The 16790-nt window shown below is 72.2% G+C and carries 18 protein-coding genes; 11 read left to right on the plus strand and 7 right to left on the minus strand.

Annotated features, from left to right (window positions below; all coding sequences use genetic code 11):
* Positions 1-29: 29 nt before the first annotated feature.
* Entirely contained in the window at positions 30-746 is a 717-nt protein-coding gene (locus AB0J97_RS24190; RefSeq protein WP_364092160.1) for a hypothetical protein, read from the minus strand.
* A 14-nt stretch (positions 747-760) separates the two neighbouring features.
* On the minus strand, positions 761-1315 hold the full coding sequence (locus AB0J97_RS24195; RefSeq protein WP_357710506.1) for a papain-like cysteine protease family protein: 555 nt from the start codon (positions 1313-1315) through the stop codon (positions 761-763).
* 161 nt (positions 1316-1476) lie between these two features.
* On the opposite strand from AB0J97_RS24195, the gene AB0J97_RS24200 reads away from it, so the two are divergent.
* From AB0J97_RS24200 to AB0J97_RS24215, 4 genes are all read left to right on the plus strand, one after another.
* Positions 1477-2385 (plus strand): hypothetical protein, encoded by a 909-nt coding sequence (locus tag AB0J97_RS24200; protein ID WP_364092163.1) that lies wholly within the window; start codon positions 1477-1479, stop codon positions 2383-2385.
* A 78-nt stretch (positions 2386-2463) separates the two neighbouring features.
* Positions 2464-3369 (plus strand): NADP-dependent oxidoreductase, encoded by a 906-nt coding sequence (locus AB0J97_RS24205; protein ID WP_364092165.1) that lies wholly within the window; start codon positions 2464-2466, stop codon positions 3367-3369.
* 175 nt (positions 3370-3544) lie between these two features.
* Positions 3545-3697, plus strand: coding sequence for a hypothetical protein (locus AB0J97_RS24210; protein ID WP_357710513.1), 153 nt, complete (start codon positions 3545-3547; stop codon positions 3695-3697).
* 231 nt (positions 3698-3928) lie between these two features.
* Complete coding sequence (locus tag AB0J97_RS24215; protein ID WP_364092167.1) at positions 3929-7882, plus strand: metallophosphoesterase; 3954 nt, start codon at positions 3929-3931, stop codon at positions 7880-7882.
* Here AB0J97_RS24215 and AB0J97_RS24220 read toward each other — a convergent pair.
* Positions 7846-8064, minus strand: coding sequence for a hypothetical protein (locus AB0J97_RS24220; protein ID WP_364092169.1), 219 nt, complete (start codon positions 8062-8064; stop codon positions 7846-7848). The genes AB0J97_RS24215 and AB0J97_RS24220 overlap by 37 nt on opposite strands.
* Between AB0J97_RS24220 and AB0J97_RS24225 the strand changes: the two genes are divergently transcribed.
* Positions 7958-9079: a HupE/UreJ family protein gene (locus AB0J97_RS24225; protein WP_364092171.1), complete on the plus strand. Its 1122-nt coding sequence runs from the start codon at positions 7958-7960 to the stop codon at positions 9077-9079. The two genes, AB0J97_RS24220 and AB0J97_RS24225, sit on opposite strands and share 107 nt — an antisense overlap.
* On the opposite strand, the gene AB0J97_RS24230 is transcribed toward AB0J97_RS24225, so the two are convergent.
* Positions 9036-10010, minus strand: coding sequence for a hypothetical protein (locus AB0J97_RS24230; RefSeq protein WP_357704958.1), 975 nt, complete (start codon positions 10008-10010; stop codon positions 9036-9038). The genes AB0J97_RS24225 and AB0J97_RS24230 overlap by 44 nt on opposite strands.
* 90 nt (positions 10011-10100) lie before the next feature.
* Here AB0J97_RS24230 and AB0J97_RS24235 point away from each other — a divergent pair, with 90 nt between their 5' ends.
* A complete protein-coding gene (locus AB0J97_RS24235) occupies positions 10101-10553 on the plus strand; it encodes a MarR family transcriptional regulator (protein WP_357704961.1) in 453 nt (150 codons plus the stop codon).
* Positions 10550-11308: an SDR family oxidoreductase gene (locus AB0J97_RS24240; protein ID WP_364092173.1), complete on the plus strand. Its 759-nt coding sequence runs from the start codon at positions 10550-10552 to the stop codon at positions 11306-11308. The genes AB0J97_RS24235 and AB0J97_RS24240 overlap by 4 nt, the downstream gene beginning before the upstream one ends.
* Positions 11309-11439: 131 nt before the next feature.
* Here AB0J97_RS24240 and AB0J97_RS24245 read toward each other — a convergent pair whose 3' ends face one another.
* Positions 11440-11904: an AAA family ATPase gene (locus AB0J97_RS24245; RefSeq protein ID WP_364092175.1), complete on the minus strand. Its 465-nt coding sequence runs from the start codon at positions 11902-11904 to the stop codon at positions 11440-11442.
* Positions 11905-11984: 80 nt separating this feature from the next.
* Between AB0J97_RS24245 and AB0J97_RS24250 the strand changes: the two genes are divergently transcribed.
* On the plus strand, positions 11985-12323 hold the full coding sequence (locus tag AB0J97_RS24250) for a hypothetical protein (RefSeq protein WP_364092177.1): 339 nt from the start codon (positions 11985-11987) through the stop codon (positions 12321-12323).
* A complete protein-coding gene (locus AB0J97_RS24255; RefSeq protein WP_364092179.1) occupies positions 12316-12957 on the plus strand; it encodes a TetR/AcrR family transcriptional regulator in 642 nt (213 codons plus the stop codon). The genes AB0J97_RS24250 and AB0J97_RS24255 overlap by 8 nt, the downstream gene beginning before the upstream one ends.
* A 55-nt stretch (positions 12958-13012) precedes the next feature.
* Here the strand turns inward: AB0J97_RS24255 and AB0J97_RS24260 are convergent, their stop codons facing one another.
* Positions 13013-13558: a helix-turn-helix domain-containing protein gene (locus AB0J97_RS24260; RefSeq protein ID WP_364092181.1), complete on the minus strand. Its 546-nt coding sequence runs from the start codon at positions 13556-13558 to the stop codon at positions 13013-13015.
* A 94-nt stretch (positions 13559-13652) separates the two neighbouring features.
* Here AB0J97_RS24260 and AB0J97_RS24265 point away from each other — a divergent pair, with 94 nt between their 5' ends.
* Positions 13653-14576, plus strand: a complete 924-nt coding sequence (locus AB0J97_RS24265; RefSeq protein WP_364092183.1) for a TIGR03620 family F420-dependent LLM class oxidoreductase — start codon at positions 13653-13655, stop codon at positions 14574-14576.
* A 31-nt stretch (positions 14577-14607) separates the two neighbouring features.
* Here the strand turns inward: AB0J97_RS24265 and AB0J97_RS24270 are convergent, their stop codons facing one another.
* Positions 14608-15489, minus strand: a complete 882-nt coding sequence (locus AB0J97_RS24270) for a hypothetical protein (protein ID WP_364092185.1) — start codon at positions 15487-15489, stop codon at positions 14608-14610.
* 116 nt (positions 15490-15605) lie between these two features.
* On the opposite strand from AB0J97_RS24270, the gene AB0J97_RS24275 reads away from it, so the two are divergent.
* Positions 15606-16781: an acyl-CoA dehydrogenase family protein gene (locus tag AB0J97_RS24275; RefSeq protein WP_357704983.1), complete on the plus strand. Its 1176-nt coding sequence runs from the start codon at positions 15606-15608 to the stop codon at positions 16779-16781.
* Positions 16782-16790 lie beyond the last annotated feature (9 nt).

Here is a 16790-nt window from a genome sequence, read left to right on the forward strand (position 1 = left end):
TGGAGGCGCGGGCCGTGCACCGGATCTTGTCAGGTGCGGCGGGTTCTCAGCAGGCGAACGGTGATCGCCGCGCCGAGCAGGACCACGGCGCCCACGGCCCAGGGCAGGGGGGTGCCCCCCGGGCCGGGGACGCCGTAGCCGCCCGCGTAGCCGTCCCTGGCATAGGCGCTGCCGGGGAGTTTGGCGGCGTAGCGCTGTTGCGCCAGCCGCCGGTAGTCGGCCACGGGGACGCCGGCCCGGCCGATCGACTGCGCCGCTTCGGCGTTGAGCGGCACGACCGTGCCGTCGCGCAGGGCGTACCAGGCGTTGAGCTGCGGCTCGCGGAACACGGTGCCGGTCTGGCCCGCGTACGTCTGCTCGTCGCCGCCGCTGGCGATGTTGCTGACCACCCACGTGCCCCGGCGGTCGCGGGTCGTCCAGACGGAGGCGGTCTGCCCGTCCGGCGCGGTCGCCCTGGTGGCGAGGAAGGCGAAGCGGGCGATCTCCGCCGACCGTCCGGCGACGAAGTCCGGGTTGAGGTCGTTGACGGCGACCGTGGGACCGTCGATCCGCGCCGGCACGGGGGCGAGGCTGGTCTGCCTGCCCTGCCCGGCGAAGAAGCGGCCGACCGTGTCGCCGGCGCCCGCGGCGGCGGTCCTGGCGGCGTCGATGTCGGCCTGGGTGGGGGCGCCGGGGTCGGCCAGCGCGGGGCTCGGGACCCACAGGAACAGGGCGGTCAGGGCCGCGACCGCTGCGATGAGCTTCATGTCGATGGCCTCCCTCACGCGCCGATGTAGTCGAGCGAGTGGGTCCAGAAGAACGAGGAGTTCGAGACGTAGTAGCTGTAGGTGGACCAGTTGTATCGGGTGCTGGACGGCCACGGGTTGCTCCAGTACACGTACGACGAGCTCTGGTCGTAGCCGTAGATGACCTCCATGTGGCCGCCGCCGCTGGTCCACTGGATGCGGGCCATGATCGGGCGTTGGGCGTCGATCTCCCTGACGATGGCGGCGTAGGTGAGGTAGTCGTAGACGTACACGCCGGGGCTGATGCCGATCTGGCGGAAGGCCGTCTGGTCGTTGCCGAGGGTCGCCTGGTTGTTGGGGCAGCTCGTGTTGACGCCGCGGTTGAAGGCCAGGTTGCAGAACTGGTTCTGGCTGTAGGAGTACCCGTAGTAGGCGGCGACGGAGTTGCCCGTCGCGGCCCAGCACCAGTTGGAGTACTGCTGCGACTGCTGGGTGAAGTTCAGCTTGTACCAGGTCGCGGCGTCGGCCGGGGGGCTGCTCGCGATCCAGGTGGCCGCCGCTAGGGCGAGGGCCACGGCCAGGCGGAACATAGGCGCTCCTTCTGCTGGGGGGTGCTGCGAAGGATGTTCGACCTGCGGTGATGTCCGTACAAGAGGGAGCGCATTTCCCTGACAGATCACTGTGGAAGGTGACATTTCATGACGTTCATGAAGTGATGACGAATCTGTGGAAATCTGTGAACATTCACAACGTGGCGGATGAGCTCCAGGCCGCGCTGCGCGCGGGCCCCTTTCACGTCGCCCTGCGGGCCGCGGTCGGAGCGCGGGGGCTGACCCTCGAACGGCTGCGCCACCGCCTGGCGCAGCGCGGCCTGAACGTCGGGGTGAGCACGCTGAGCTACTGGCAGCAGGGCCTGCGCCGGCCGGAGCGCGAGGAGTCGCTGCGGGCCGTGGGAGCCCTGGAGGAGATCCTCGACCTGCCGCCCCGCGCGCTGCTCGGCCTGCTCGGGCCGCCGAAGCCACGCGGACGCGCGCCCGGGGTGGCGTACTCGACCCTGTTCCGGCCGGCCCAGGTGGTCTCCGCCATGCTGGACGAGCTGGACGCGGTGGTCGACGACCGCCGCCTGCACATCGCCGTCATGTACGAGTCGCTGCGCATCGGCCCCGACCGCAGCCTCACCAGCCGCGAGACCACGCAGGTCGTCCAGGCCCACGAGGAGGGCGCCGACCGCTACATCATGATCTATCGCGGCGACGCCGGCTGCGACGTGGAGCACGTCACCGTCACCGCCCTTGAGGACTGCCGCGTCGGCCGCGTCACCAGGGACGGCGCGAGCGCCACGGTGGTCGCCGAGCTGCTGTTCGACCGGTCGCTGCGGGTCGGGGACACCCACGTGCTGCGGTACCGGATCGCCGACCTCAGCGGCGCGGAGTCCTGCTTCTACGAGCGCGGCTTCCGCTTCCCGGCCGGCCAGTACGTGCTGCGCGTGGCGTTCGACCCGGCCGAGCTGCCGGTGCGCATCCACCGCTTCGCCCGGCGCGGTCCGGGCGGCGGCGAGCCGACCGCCGCCGAGCTGACGCTGAACTCCCAGCACGCCGTCCACCTGATGGCCGCCGCCCTGCAGCCCGGCCTGGTCGGCATCCGGTGGGCCTGGCCCTGACCGGCGCGTCGCCGTCACATTCCGGGCCGCTGTCCCGTCCTGTCGTCGACAATGACGACGAACGGAGAGGTCATGACCATGAGAGCGATACGCGTTCACCGGCCCGGCGGCGACCTCGTCCTGGAGGACGCCCCCATGCCGCGCCCGGCCACCGGCGACGTGGTGGTACGCGTGCACGCGGCCGGTTTCGTCCCCGACGAGCTGGAGTGGCCGGGGACGTGGACCGACCGGGCCGGGCGGGACCGCGCGCCGTCCGTCCCCGCCCATGAGGTGGCGGGCGTGGTGTCCGAGGTCGCCTACGGCACCACCGGCCTGTCCGTGGGCGACCGCGTCTTCGGCCTGACCGACTGGCACCGCGACGGCGGCGCGGCGGAGTACGTGGCGGCCGAGGCGCGCAACCTCGCCCACATCCCCGCGAACGTCACCTTCACCGAGGCGGCCGCGCTGCCCCTCGCCGGGCTGACCGCCTGGCAGGGCCTGTTCACCCACGGCGGCCTGGAGGCGGGCCGGACGGTCGTCGTCCACGGCGCGGGCGGCGGCACCGGCACGCTCGCCGTCCAGCTCGCCCGCGAAGCCGGCGCGCACGTCATCGCCACCGGCAGGGGACGGGTCGCGGGCCTGGCGGTGGAGCTGGGCGCGCACGAGTTCGTCGACCTGGAGCGGCAGTCGTTCGAGGAGGCGGTCGGGCCGGTGGACCTGATCTTCGACACGATCGGTGGCGACCTGCTCGCCCGCTCGGCGGCGAAGGTCAGGCCGGGCGGCGCGCTGGTCTCGATCACCGCGCCGCCGCCGGTCGCCCCCGAGGCGGGGCGGGCGGTGTTCTTCATCGTCGAGCCCGACCGGGCCCAGCTCGCCGAGCTGGCCGCGCGGGCGGGGGCGGGGCTGCTGCGCGCCCACGTCGGCGCGGTGTATCCGCTGGCCGAGACCGGGCAGGCGTTCCGGGCCAAGCGCGGCGTGCCGGGGAAGGTCGTGATCGAGATCTGAGGCCGGCGTCCGGGGCTGGTCCGTCGAGCGGCGGCCTGCAGTGGCAAATGTATGGATATTTCGGCCTATTGAGGAAACCTTGACCGGCCTGCCGTATGACCGTCCGGGCCACGGGCACGCGCAGTTACGGAGCCAAGCGACTCGCTGACTCCCCGTATCGAAGGAAGGAACCGTCATGCCGCAGAACAAGGCCCGCAAGACGAAGTCGGGCGACAAGGACAAGGACAAGAGCCGCAGTTCCTCGACCCAGAGCCGCAGCACCGGGGACAAGAAGCCCTCCACCAACAAGTCCCAGGAGAGCAAGCACCTGCCGGGGCATCAGGGCTGACCCTGCCCGGCACGACGGCGTGACACCCGGCCCTTCGGGCCGCGGGTCACGCCGTCTCTTGTGTCGGGGTTGTTCCTGTCTGTTGGTGAATGACCAGAATGAGGAGACAGTTCCCCGTCCCTTCAGTCTCTCCATGCACAACGTTCACTCGTGCGCTCCAACGTGTCCGCTCGAAGGGCACGCCGCCTCATCGGCTGCCCGTGAACGTCATGGAAGGACCCGATGCAGCCGATGGCAGCACGACAGTTATTGGGCGGTTCAAGGAGCAGGGGACGGCTCGCCGTCACCACCGCGCTCGCGGCGGTGCTGGTGGGCGGTGTCGTGACGGCGGCCTACGCCGACCCGGGGGAGCAGGGCCGGGGACGGCCGACCCCCACCCCGACGAGCACCCCGGCCCCGCCCGCGCTCACCCCCGCCACCGGCTCGTACCTGGAGGGCACGGCGAAGCTCGCCGCCGTCCCGGTGAGCGCCGGCGACAGCGTCACCAAGCTCGACATCGACGGCGCCCCCGTCACCGCCACCCCGACGGTGGGCGTCTCCAAGCTGGCCTTCGACGTCGGCTCCAACTCCACCGAGGCGCAGTATCACAGCTACGTGCTGGTCAACGGCGCGTACAAGGCCGAGATCGGCAACTTCGTCAACCAGCGGGCCACCATCGAGATCCCGAACGGGCACCTGGTCAAGGGCGAGAACACCGTCGAGATCGTGGTCGGCACGATCCAGTCCTCCTGCGGGCAGAACCACGACGACTTCGTGCTGTCCGACGTGGGCCTCGAACTGCTCGGCGAGGTGGCCGACGGCGAGGACAACCCCTACACCTTCAACTTCGGCGACGGCAACTGCGGCAGCAACACCACGCTGCTCAAGCGCGCCACGCTCACGTTCTTCACCCAGTCCGACCCGCAGGGCACGACCGGCCTGGCCGCCGACGTGGACACCACCAAGCTGGCCAACGGCGAGCACGTCATCAGCGCCGCCACCGCGGCCGGGGGGACCGTCAGGAACACCGTGACGGTGAACAACGCCCCGGCCGGCGCGCCGCGGCTGCTGCCCACCGACGGCACGCTCGTGGCCGGCGCCAAGACGGTGTACGCGACCGTCCCGGCGGCCGGATCCGGCGGCGTCGAGTCGCTGACCGTGGACGGCGGCAAGCCGGTCACCAAGGCCACGCTCGGCAACGGCGCCGCCATGCTCGCCTTCGACGTGGGCGCGGACTCGATCGACGACAAGTACGACAACTTCCTGCTGGTCAACGGCAAGCGCATCGACCTGGGCGGCACCTGGGCGAGCCGGCGGGTGACCGTCGCGGTCCCGGCCAGGTTCCTGGTGCCCGGCGAGAACACGATCAAGGTCGTCACCGGCGACTACAAGGAGTCCTGCGGCGTCAACCGCGACGACTTCACGATCGCCAACCTCGCCCTGACCCTCGACGGCGCCACGGTGACCGGCCAGGACGTCAAGCCCTCGTACGCGCTGGGCGACGGCGACTGCGGCAGCGACCAGGCCCTCCCGCGCGAGGCCGAGCTGCGCTGGACGATCGACGCCCCCGCCGTGCACGTCACCGAGACGCTCGGCTCCGGCCAGGCGACGCTCGGCTTCACCGTGGGCAGCAACTCGATCGAGGCGCGCTACCAGAACTTCGTGCTGGTCAACGGCCAGAAGGTGGTGCTCGACGGCGACTTCGTGAGCCGCCGGGTGGACCTGCCGATCCCGAACGAGTACCTCGTGCCCGGCTGGAACACGATCGACTTCGTGGCCGGCACGTACCCGACGTCCTGCGGCGCCAACCGGGACGACTTCACGATCTCGAACATCGTCCTGACCCCGGCGCAGGGCACCGCGACCGGCCAGATGATCAAGACCTCGTACGGCATGGGCGACGGCAACTGCGGCGACACGGTGAACCCGCTGACCGAGATCGACCTGGAGTTCCTGGTGGACGCCCCGGCCCGCGGCCTGCGCGCCGACCTCGACACCACCGCGATCAAGGACGGCCGGCACACCCTGGCGGCGAAGTCCACCTCGGGCGAGACCGCCGCCCGCGTCCTGATCACCGACAACTCCGCGCCGAAGGTCGCCAGGAGCGTCCCCGCCGTGGACGAGAAGATCACCGCGACGGTCGTCCTGGACGTCAAGCTCGAAGACGCCTCCGGCGTCGTGTCCGGGCCGGACGTCAAGCTCGACGGCCAGGCCGTGGAGCTGGGCGCCAAGGTGGGCCCCGGGCTGAAGGCGGGCCGGCACACGCTGTCGGTCACCGGCGTCGACGGGCTCGGCAACACCGCGGCCCAGGAGATCGTGTTCGAGTCGGCCGGCATCCCGGACGTGCCCGCCGAGCTGACCCCGGCCCCGGGGACGGCCGACGTGTCCGACCCCGTCACGCTGTCGGCCAAGGTCGGCGAGCCCGGCGGTGGGCAGGTGTCGGCCACCTTCTCCGAGGCCAAGATCCTCACCCCGGACGAGGCGTACCAGGGCACCGCCACGACCCTGCCCACGACGCTGAAGGTGCCCGGCGAGCAGCGGGTCAAGGCCGAAGGGCTCGAACCCGGCGACGGCCGGACGCTCGACGCCCCCAGCGGCCGCGACCTCGTCTACCAGCGCTACGACGTCAAGGTTCAGGGCCACGTGGACTCGCCCGTCCTGCGCTGGGAGGGCGTCGTCGACCCCGAGCGCCTGGCCTCGCTGCGGGCGTGGAACACCAGGACCAAGGCGTGGGAGCTGCTGACCAGCGCCCGCGGCGCGGCCGACGGCAGGACCGTCCTGACCGCCGTGGTCGGCCCCGAGTACGTGGACCGGCAGGACGTGCACGTCATGGTGACCGGCGAGGACCCGTTCGCCGACGACATCGACCCCGGCGACCCGAACGGCTTCGCCGACCCCTCCACGTACGACTTCTCGATGGTGCACTTCACCGACACCCAGTACATCTCCGAGGGCGCGGTGGAGCAGGAGACCGCGCAGGAGCGCGCGGTGTGGGAGTCGGCCTACGCCGGGATCGTCAACTGGATCGCCGCCAACAAGGACCAGCGCAAGATCTCCTACGTCGCCCACACCGGCGACATCATCGAGAACAACATCCGCAAGCCCGCCGACGAGGCCATGCAGCGCGAGGTCGTCGGCGAGTTCGAGGTGTCGTCGAAGCAGCAGCGCGTGCTGGACGAGGCCGGCATCCCGAACGGCGTCATCGCCGGCAACCACGACAACCAGTCGGGCACCGAGGACGGCCCGGAGGCGATCTACAACAAGTACTACGGCCCGTCCCGCTACCAGAACGCCTCCCAGGGCTGGCAGCACGCCAAGTACGGCGGCCCGTGGAAGGAGGGCGACAACCAGAACCACTACGAGCTGTTCTCCGCGGGCGGCCTGGACTTCGTGGTCGTCGGCCTGTCGTACGGCGTGACCAGGGAGGAGGCCGAGTGGGCCGACTCGGTCTTCAAGAAGTTCCCCGGCCGTAACGGCATCCTGCTCTCGCACGACTACCTCGTGCCGAGCACCAACCCCGACGGCCGCGGCGCCGGCTTCTCCGCCCCCGACGGCTCGATGCTCTACAAGACCGTCGTCGAGAAGAACCCGAACGTCTTCCTCATCCTGGCCGGTCACGAGCACGGCGTGGGCACCAACGTGAAGCCGAAGGTCGGTCAGGTCGGCAACGGCGTGGTCGAGCTGCTGGCCGACTACCAGTTCTACACGGTCTCGGCCGACCGGCTCGGGCTCACCGAGATCGGCGGCTACAAGCCGGAGGACCAGCTCCAGTTCGGGGCCAGCTACTTCCGGCTGCTCCAGTTCGACGTCAAGCGGGCCGAGCTGAGCGTGGACACCTACTCCCCGCTGCTCGGCGACTTCGGCGCCGGCGAGTTCGACCCGCTGCGCCGCTACGACGGGCGCGAGGACAACATGGTCCTGCCCGTCGACCTCACCTCCCGGACGACGAGCTTCAAGACCGACTCTCTGGCGCTCTACAAGCCCACGAAGATCATCGGCAGGAGCACCGCCGCCTCGGGCCAGGTCGCCTCGGTGACCTGGAAGCACCTCAAGAACGACACGGCCTACGCCTGGTTCGTCACGGCGCGCTCGGCCGGCGGCGGCGTCACCGCCTCCGAGCCCAGCGTGTTCGTCACCAAGGACGAGCGCGGACGTCCCGGCAAGTGGGATCAGGACTCGCCCATGTACCGCTGGTTCAACCGCTGATCCGTCCCTTCCGCCGCCCCGGGCCCGCGCCCGGGGCGGCGCCCTTCCCCCCCTTGACCCCTGGAGACAAGAGACATGCCTCGCTGGCGCTGGCCGTACGCCGTCGTCCTCGCCGTCATCCTCTGCGGCGCGCTGGCCGACCTCCTGCACCCCGCCCCGGCGGCGGCGCACGACGCCACCACGAAGGCCCACGCCGAGGTGACCGGTACGGCCGGGGACGTCAGAGTCGTGCTCGACCTGGAGTACGACCTGCTGATGAAGTCCGCCTGGCTCTACGCCGAGGCGTACGAGGCCAAGGAGCGCGCCGAGCAGCTCCGGCAGCTCGCGGCCAACCGCGACGCCGTGTTCGGCTACGTCACCCGCCGCTTCTCCGTCGCCCGCGGCGACCGGCCGTGCGTCCCCCGGCAGGTGGGCGAGGCGGACGTGCACCCGCGCGGCAAGGCCGCCTTCGCGACGCTGACCCTGGCCTACGCCTGCCCGGACGGGGGCGGGCCCACGATCTCCAGCGCCCTGTTCCCCGACGCCGAGTCGTTCGTCCACAGCACCCAGACGCTCCTGCGCTACGACCTCGACGGCGACGCGGGCTCGGCCGTCCTGACCGCCGGGAGCCCGGCCCTGCGCGTGGGGGAGCGCGCCGCGACCGGCCAGATCGGCGAGTTCTTCCTGCTCGGCGTCGAGCACCTCGTCCTAGGCCTGGACCACGTCTTCTTCCTGCTCACCCTGATCATCGGCGCCCGCGGGGTGCGGGACGTCGTGGTCACCGCCTCCGCCTTCACGGTCGCGCACAGCATCACGTTCCTGCTGGCCGCGATGGGCGTGGTGAACGTGCCCGGCGCGGTCGTCGAGCCGGTCATCGCCGCCTCGATCGTCGTCGTCGCGCTCGCGAACCTCCTGGGCCGCGACCGGCCGGGCGCCTGGCGGCTGCCGGTCGTCTTCGCCTTCGGCCTGATGCACGGCCTGGGGTTCGCCGGCGCGCTCGACATCCGCGAGAGCGGGTCGTGGGAGCTGCTGCTGTCGCTGCTGAGCTTCAACGTCGGGATCGAGGTGACCCAGCTCGCGATCATCGCCGTGCTCTTCCCGCTGCTGGTGCTCCTGCGGCGGACGGCCGCGGCCCGCTGGGCGTCGGCCGCGGTGTCGCTGTCCATCGTGGCGGTCAGCCTGTACTGGTTCCTCGACCGGATCCCGCTCCCGCTCTGAGCGCCCACAGGCGACGGGCTCCCCAGGCGAGCAGGGCCAGCACGCCGACCAGGAGGTATTCGATGGCCGGGATCCTGATCGCCTCGTTGGTGCCGGCCAGGTCGCCGCGCAGGGCGTAGACGACGATCAGGGCCGCCGCGTAGCAGCCGGTCAGCGCCCAGCGCGCGGCGCGCGACAGCCCCAGGCCGTGCATCTGGGTGATCACGAAGACGCCGAGGAAGCCGAACAGGAACATCGGCCACAACCCGTCCGGGCCCGAGGTCATGACGGCCACCAGGGTGCCGTGGACGACGACGGCCAGCTCCAGCGTCACCGTCCAGTAGCGGTTGGTGTGCGCCCTGGTGAGGAACAGGCTGCCCTGGAGCAGCAGCAGGAACATGTAGAAGAAGCCGATCAGGTGGCCGGGCGTGGACTCGGCCGGGTGGTACCAGAACGTGTAGACCGCCGCCCAGCTGAACAGGTAGCCGTGGTAGCGGCGGGCGAAGTCGACGATCTCCCGCTTGATGGGCGCGGGCTTGCCGAGGAACAGGCCGCGCCGCCGGTTCTCCATGATCAGGACGACCACCAGCAGCAGGATGACCGAGCCCTGGGAGCTGTAGATCGACACGTCCTGGGCCAGGCCGTCGTAGAACAGGTGGGTCTGCGCCGTGTGCAGGGCTATGAACCCGGTGTTGACCGCCAGCGCGACGACGTTGACCGGGTGGAGGCCGGCGGAGTAGCGGCGGACCCGGGTCTGGGCGTAGTGGATGAGCCACCAGGACACGATCTGGTGGGCGGCGTAACCGGCCCACGCCGACAGCCTGGTCCACATGGTGGGCTCGGGCAGCTTCCAGTAGTACCAGGACGCGCCCTGGTCGGGCAGCAGCACCACGTCGTCCAGCCACCGGCCGAGGAACCAGATCAGGCCGGTCAGGACGGCGCTCGCGACCACCCCCGCGACGAGTACCGTCTCAGGACGGAGCGCGGCTAACGTTTTCTTTCTATGATGGAATACTTCCACGATAGAAATATAAGGGGTGACATGACGGCGTATGACCTGATGGTCCTCATCCGCCGGCTCAACGTGGAGAGCGACCGGTTCGTGGAGGGCTTCGCCGTCGGGCACCGGCTGCACAGGACCGACATGAACGCCCTGGTGGTCATCCTCGACGCCCACCGCGCCGGCCGGCCGCTCTCGCCGGGCGGGCTGGGGGCCGCCCTGAACCTCAGTGCCCCTGCCACGACGGCCCTCCTCGGCCGGCTGGAGCAGGCCGGTCACGTCGTACGGCGGCGCGACGAGGGCGACCGCCGCAAGGTCGAGGTCGTCCTGAACGAGCAGGCCGTCGAGCTGGCGGGGGCGTTCTTCGCCCCGCTGGTCCGCCACCTCACCGCGGCGATCGACGCGTTCACCCCGGCGGAGCGGGAGGTCGTCGGCAGGTTCCTCGCGGACGCGATCGAGGCGACCGTGGCGGCCAGGAAGGAGCACGAGGCATGAGCGCGTCCCGGTCGATCGTGATCACGGGCGGCACCCGGGGGCTCGGGTTCGGCCTCGCCCGGTCGCTGACCGCCCTGGGGCACCGGGTCACGGTGTGCGGCACCGACCCCGTCCGGGTGGCCGAGGCGGGGGCCGAGCTCGGCGTGCCCGCCGTCGTGGCCGACGTCGCCGACCGCGCCCGCCTCCAGGACCTCTGGGACGAGGCCGTACGCCGGCACGGGCGGGTCGACATCTGGGTCAACAACGCCGGGATCTCCCACGACCGCCTCCCGCTGTGGCGGCTGCCCGCCGACGAGGCCCGCGCGGTGACGGAGGTCAACCTGCTGGGCACGGTCAACGGCTGCGCGGTCGCGGTGGCGGGCATGGCGGCGCAGGGCGGCGGCCACGTCTGGAACATGGAGGGGCTGGGGAGCGACGGCCGCACGGTGCCAGGGCTCGGCGTCTACGGCGCCACCAAGCGGGCCGTGACGTACCTGACCCGGGCGCTGGCCAAGGAGGCTCCCGAGGGAGTGACGGCGGGCCTGCTCAGCCCCGGCATGGTGGTCACCGACCTGCTGACGTACGGCTACTCGCAGGCCGAGCGGGCGCGGGCGGCCAGGATCTTCGCGATCCTCGCCGACCCGGTGGAGACCGTGGCGCCGTGGCTGGCCGAACGGGTGGTCGGCCGGGCCAGGAACGGCGCCCACGTGCGGTGGCTGACCCCGGCCAAGATCGCCTACCGCTTCGCCAGTGCCCCCTTCACCCGCCGCACCTGACCGACCGGCCCGCGCCTGAAGGACCGGCCCGCACCTGACGGCCCGGCCCGCGCCAAGGACCGGCCCGTACCTGACCGATCGGCCCGTACCTGAAGGACCGGCCCGCGCCTGGCGGGCCGGGCCGCGGCCGCTCAGCCTTCCTGTTTGCGGACCAGGAAGCCGCCGCGGCCGTCGAGTTCCACGGCGTAGACGGCGTCGAAGCCGTCGGAGGCGCGCGGGCGGCGCAGTCGCCTGAGCGTGGCGAAGAGGCCCACCTCCGGGACCCGCGCCCGGCCCAGGCGCTCGGCGTTGCGCTGGAGGGACGCCTTCACATTGGGCGGGAACCAGTAGGCCACCACCCGCGCGCCGTGCTCCCGGCCGGCCACGATGAGCGGCTGCCACTCCTCGGGCGAGGCGTTGGTGTTGTCCACGGCCACGTTCCGGTCCTCCTCCAGCGCCTCGCGGATCAGCCGGAGCTGGCGGTGCTGACGGCGGCGCGCGTTGGGGAAGTCGTCCTTGCTCACGTGCGCGTGCGTGGCGGCCAGGCAGCGCCGGTAGAAGGTGGACTTGCCGGAGGCCTGCAGGCCGATGAGTACGGCCACCTCCCGATCGATCATGATTCCACCCTATTGCTCCCTGGACAGGCTAACGTCGTTAGCCTAGAGTGCGGCTAACGCTGTTAGCCGAGGAGGACATCATGACCGCAGTGACCGTCAGGCGGGTGGCCGGCCGTTCCGGGTGGGCGCTGCTCGCCGCCTTCTGCCTCGCGTTCCTCGTCTTCGAGGTGGCCAAGTACGGAGGCGTCACGCCGGTCAGCTCGGCGTTGTTCGTGCTGGCGCCGTACGCGACCAGGTTCCGCGGGCCGGCGGTGCTGCACGACCTCGCTCACCGTCCGTGGATCCCGCTGGCCGTGCTGGTCGGTTACTCGGTCTCGCCGCTGGGCTGGGTGCCGGTCTTCACCGCGGGGCTGGCCTGGATGACGTACGTCGCGGTCGCCCGGTTCCTGGGTCACGGGCCGAGGAGCGCGCGTGGCTGACCTGTCGCCGCGCGCCGGGCAGATCGTCGCGGCGGCGCGCGAGCTGGTCGAGGCGGGCGGGGCGGAGGCGCTGACGATGCGCGCGCTGGCCGCGCGGCTGGGGATCCGGGCGCCGTCCCTTTACAAGCACTTTCCCGACAAGTCCGCCGTGGAGGCCGAGCTCATCGCCATCGCCCTGACCGAACTGGCGGTCGCCCTCGAACGCGCCGAACGCGCCGAACGCGCCGAACGCGCCGAACGTGACGGCGGCGGGGGTGGCGAGCGTGACGGCGGCGAGCGCGCCGAGCGTGACGGCGGCGGGGGTGGCGAGCGTGACGGCGGCGGGGGCGGGGGCGGCTTGGGGGCTCTCGGGCGGGCCTATCGGGCGTACGCGCTGGCTCATCCGCATCTGTACCGCCTGATGAGCGCCGGGCCGCTGCCGCGTGACCTGCTGCCCGCCGGGGTGGAGGAGCGGGCCGCGGCGCCGCTGGCGCGGATCGTGCGTGGCGAGGCCGCCGCGCGTGCCGTCTGGGGGCTGGCCCACGGCCTGGTCGTGCTCGAACTCGACGGCCGCTTCCCGCCCGGCGCGGACGTCGAAGCCGCCTGGGCCGCCGGGATGTCCGCGTTCACGGCGTCCATGACCGCTGTCCGCTGAGCGGGATGGCCGTGCGGTGGTCGGGCGTGCGGTGGTCGGGCGCGGTCAGGGGCGGTCAGGGGCGGGGGTGCAGGCCGTCCAGGATGAGGGTGAGCAGGCGGTCGGCGCGGGCCGGGTCGGGGGTGGCCTGGGCGATGCCCGCGGCCAGCTCCACCAGGTCGGACACCTCGACGTCCGCGCGTACGGCCCCCGCCTCCTGGGCGGGCCGCAGCAGCCGCGAGGCGGCGGCGCGCAACATCGCCCAGCAGTCGACCCCCGCGCCGTCCTGGGTGAGCATCATCCGCGCGCCGAGCCCCCGGTCGGTCATCGCGTGCGCGACCAGCGACCGCAGCCAGGCCACCAGCGCCTCGCCGGGCGGCAGCTCCTCGCCCGCCTCCTCCGCCCGTGCGCACAGCCGGGCCAGCCGCCCCTCGAACACGGCCACGAGCAGCGCCTCGCGCGTGGGGAAGTGCCGGTAGAGCGTGCCCGCCCCGACGCCGGCCCGCCGGGCGATCTCGTTGAGCGAGGCGTCGGGCCCCTCCTCGGCGACCACGGCGATGGCCGCCGCCACCAACTGGTCGTAGTTGCGGCGCGCATCGGCGCGCATCGCCCGTGCCGGCACTGGACACTCCCGCGGGTTGAATCGGAGAACATCTCCGATTATAGTCCCCGACGTAACCGGAGAGGCTCTCCGAATAGACGGGACGGTGTGACCCATGACCGACAACCCCCACCACGACGACGGCCCCCGCCTGGGCAAGGTGGGCCTGTGGACGTTCGCCTTCGACGACCGTCCGGCCGGGGAGCTGCGCGACGGCGCGGCCGAGATCGAGGAGCTGGGTTACGGCGCGCTGTGGTTCGGCGAGGGGTTCGGCCGCGACTCGGTGAGCCAGTCGTGGCTGCTGCTCTCGGCGACCAGGCGGATCACGGTGGCCGCCGGCATCGCCAACATCGCCCTGCGCGACCCGATCAGCATGGCCGCCGCCGAACGGGCGCTCAACGAGGCCCACCCCGGCCGGTACGTCCTGGGCCTCGGTGGCCACCGCATCAGCGACGGGCCGATCCAGATGGACGGCTACGCGATCCCCAGCCTCGGCCGGGCGGTGACCACGATGGGCGGCTACCTCGACGCCATGGACGCCGTCCCGCTGAACTCGCCGGCCCCGGAGCGCGCGCCGCGCCGCATGCTGGCCGCGCTCGGCCCGAAGATGCTGGACCTGGCGGCCAGGCGCACGCTCGGGGCGCACACGTACTTCGTGCCGGTCGAGCACACCGCGCGGGCCAGGCAGGCCATGGGCCCCGGCGCCCGGTTGGCCGTCGAGCAGGCCGTCGTGCTGCACCCCGACCCGGCCAGGGCCCGTGAGCTGGCGGCCGAGCACGTCTTCTTCTACCGCACCGGCGCCCCTCACCAGGCCGCCAGCCTGCGCAGGCTCGGCTTCGGCGAGGACGAGATCGAGCACGGCAGCGACCGGCTGGTGGACGCGATCGTGGCCCACGGCGACGTGGAGGCGATCGAGAAGCGCGTACGGGCCCACCTCGACGCGGGCGCCGACCACGTGTGCCTCCAGGTGCTCACCGACCGCCCCGGCGAGCCGCCTCTGCCCGAGTGGCGCGAACTGGCCGCCCTGACGTCCCTGTGAGCGTCGTGCTCGGCGCGGGCGGCCGACGGGTTCAGTCCGCGGCGGCCCGGTAGCCGGTGGCGCGGAACAGGAACGAGGCCCACGACCGGTAGGGCCGCCACGACTCGGCGATCCGGCGGTAGGCGCTCGCCGGGGCGTCCTCGGGCAGCCCGTACGCCTCGCGCAGGATCCCGAACAACCGGGGCTCGTCGCCGGGGAACGCGTCGGGCGCGCCCGCCCCGCGGATCAGGATCAGACCGGCCGAGAACGGCCCCACGCCGGGCAGCGCGCGCAGCTCGGCCAGGGCGTCCTCGGGGGCGAGCGAGCGCAGGTGCTCGGTGGTGAGCACGCCGTCGAGCGCCGCCCTGGCCAGCCCGCGCAGCCACTCCTCCTTCTGCGCCGGCAGCCCGAGCCCGCCCGCGTCCACCAGGCTCACGGGCGGCGGGAACGCCTGGTACGCCTGCCCGTCCACGGTGACGGCCGCGCCGTAGCGGTCGGCGATGCGCTGCTTGATCCGCGAGGCGACGAGCATCGACGAGCGTTGCACGATCACCGCCCAGCAGGCCGCCTCCCACGGGCTCCAGAAGCACACCGGCCGCAGCCCCGGACGGTGCCGTTGCACGTCGCCGAGCACCGGGTCGGCCTCGCCCAGCTCGGCGAAGCCGCCGGCGTCCACGTCGAGGGAGAGGATGCGCGCGATCTCGCTCCGGATCGCCGGGCCGGGGGCGCGGGTGGTGGTGACGGCGACGCCGCCGGGAGCGGCGGTCACGCTCACCCCGATCGGCAGCCAGTCGGACTCGGCGCAGTAGGCGAAGCGCAGCGCCCGGCCGTCGGAGGGCAGCGCGCTGGTGGCCGGCCAGTCCTCGACGAAGCGCAGCGTCGCGCCGAAGTCGAACGGGCCCTCCGCGGTGAGCGTGAATCCGTGGGTGGTCATGGGCCGTATGGTAAGCGGCGCGGCGTACCCGGCTGACCGTCCGTGTGGCCTCCGGCGCGCAGGGTAGGGCGCTGGGACAGAGCCCGCCGCGCCGGCCCGAGGAAGGACACGAGGTCATGTCCGAGCTGCTGACCGGGGACTTCTACGAGTTCGAGAACCTGCTCTCGGCCGACGAGCGCGAGATCCTGCTGCGGGTGCGCGCGTTCCTGCGGGAGAAGGTCGTGCCCGTCGCGAACGACTGCTGGGTGCGCGCGGAGTTCCCCGTCGAGCTGGTGAAGGGCTACGCCGGCCTCGGCGTCGCGGGCCTGGCCCACCCCGAGTGCCCCGGGCCCCGGCCGAGCGGCCTGCTCAGCGGCTTCCTCGCCCTGGAGATGGCGCACGCCGACGCCTCGATGGCCACGTTCTTCGGCGTGCACACCGGGTTGGCCATGGGCAGCATCGCCGAGTGCGGCTCGGCCGAGCAGCGCCGGCGCTGGCTGCCCGCGATGAGCAGGATGGAGAAGATCGGCGCGTTCGCGCTGACCGAGCCGACCGGCGGCTCCGACGTGGCCGGCGGCCTGCGCACGACGGCCAGGCGCGAGGGCGACACGTGGGTGCTCGACGGCGCCAAGCGCTGGATCGGCAACGGCACGTTCGCCGACCTCGTCGTCGTCTGGGCACGCGACGCCGACGACGGCCGTGTCAAGGGCTTCGTGGTGGAGAAGGGCGCCCCCGGCTTCACCGCCACGAAGATGGAGAACAAGATGGCCCTGCGCACGGTCCAGAACGCCGACATCACGCTGCGCGGCTGCCGCGTCCCCGAGTCCGACCGGTTGCAGGAGGCCGGCTCCTTCCGGGACACCGCCAGGGTGCTGCGCCGCACCCGCAGCGGGGTCGCCTGGCAGGCGGTCGGCATCATGATCGCCGCGTACGAGATCGCCCTGGCCTACGCCAAGGAGCGCGAGCAGTTCGGCCGCCCGATCGGCTCCTTCCAGCTCGTCCAGGACCTGCTGGTCAGGATGCTGGGCAACGCCACCGCCTGCTTCGGCATGGTCGTCCGCCTGGCGCAGCTCCAGGACGCCGGGATCTACCGGGACGAGAACTCGGCGCTGGCCAAGGCGTACTGCACGACGCAGATGCGCCAGGTCGTCGGGTGGGCGCGGGAGCTGCTGGCGGGCAACGGCATCCTGCTGGACCACGACATCGCCAGGTTCGTCGCCGACGCCGAGGCGATCTACTCCTACGAGGGGACCAGGGAGATCAACACCCTGATCGTCGGCCGGGCCGTGACGGGGATCGGGGCCTTCGTCTGACCCGGCCGG

Origin of the sequence: Nonomuraea sp. NPDC049607, from assembly GCF_040675375.1 — a bacterium.
Taxonomy (GTDB): domain Bacteria; phylum Actinomycetota; class Actinomycetes; order Streptosporangiales; family Streptosporangiaceae; genus Nonomuraea.

Coding starts and splice junctions, on each gene's coding strand:
- AB0J97_RS24275 (WP_357704983.1), top strand. CDS start 15,606: ATGTCCGAGCTGCTGACCGGGGACTTCTACGAGTTCGAGAACCTGCTC.
- AB0J97_RS24270 (WP_364092185.1), bottom strand. CDS start 15,489: ATGACCACCCACGGATTCACGCTCACCGCGGAGGGCCCGTTCGACTTC.
- AB0J97_RS24210 (WP_357710513.1), top strand. CDS start 3,545: ATGCCGCAGAACAAGGCCCGCAAGACGAAGTCGGGCGACAAGGACAAG.
- AB0J97_RS24240 (WP_364092173.1), top strand. CDS start 10,550: ATGAGCGCGTCCCGGTCGATCGTGATCACGGGCGGCACCCGGGGGCTC.
- AB0J97_RS24190 (WP_364092160.1), bottom strand. CDS start 746: ATGAAGCTCATCGCAGCGGTCGCGGCCCTGACCGCCCTGTTCCTGTGG.
- AB0J97_RS24195 (WP_357710506.1), bottom strand. CDS start 1,315: ATGTTCCGCCTGGCCGTGGCCCTCGCCCTAGCGGCGGCCACCTGGATC.
- AB0J97_RS24235 (WP_357704961.1), top strand. CDS start 10,101: ATGACGGCGTATGACCTGATGGTCCTCATCCGCCGGCTCAACGTGGAG.
- AB0J97_RS24215 (WP_364092167.1), top strand. CDS start 3,929: ATGGCAGCACGACAGTTATTGGGCGGTTCAAGGAGCAGGGGACGGCTC.
- AB0J97_RS24265 (WP_364092183.1), top strand. CDS start 13,653: ATGACCGACAACCCCCACCACGACGACGGCCCCCGCCTGGGCAAGGTG.
- AB0J97_RS24205 (WP_364092165.1), top strand. CDS start 2,464: ATGAGAGCGATACGCGTTCACCGGCCCGGCGGCGACCTCGTCCTGGAG.
- AB0J97_RS24245 (WP_364092175.1), bottom strand. CDS start 11,904: ATGATCGATCGGGAGGTGGCCGTACTCATCGGCCTGCAGGCCTCCGGC.
- AB0J97_RS24250 (WP_364092177.1), top strand. CDS start 11,985: ATGACCGCAGTGACCGTCAGGCGGGTGGCCGGCCGTTCCGGGTGGGCG.
- AB0J97_RS24225 (WP_364092171.1), top strand. CDS start 7,958: ATGCCTCGCTGGCGCTGGCCGTACGCCGTCGTCCTCGCCGTCATCCTC.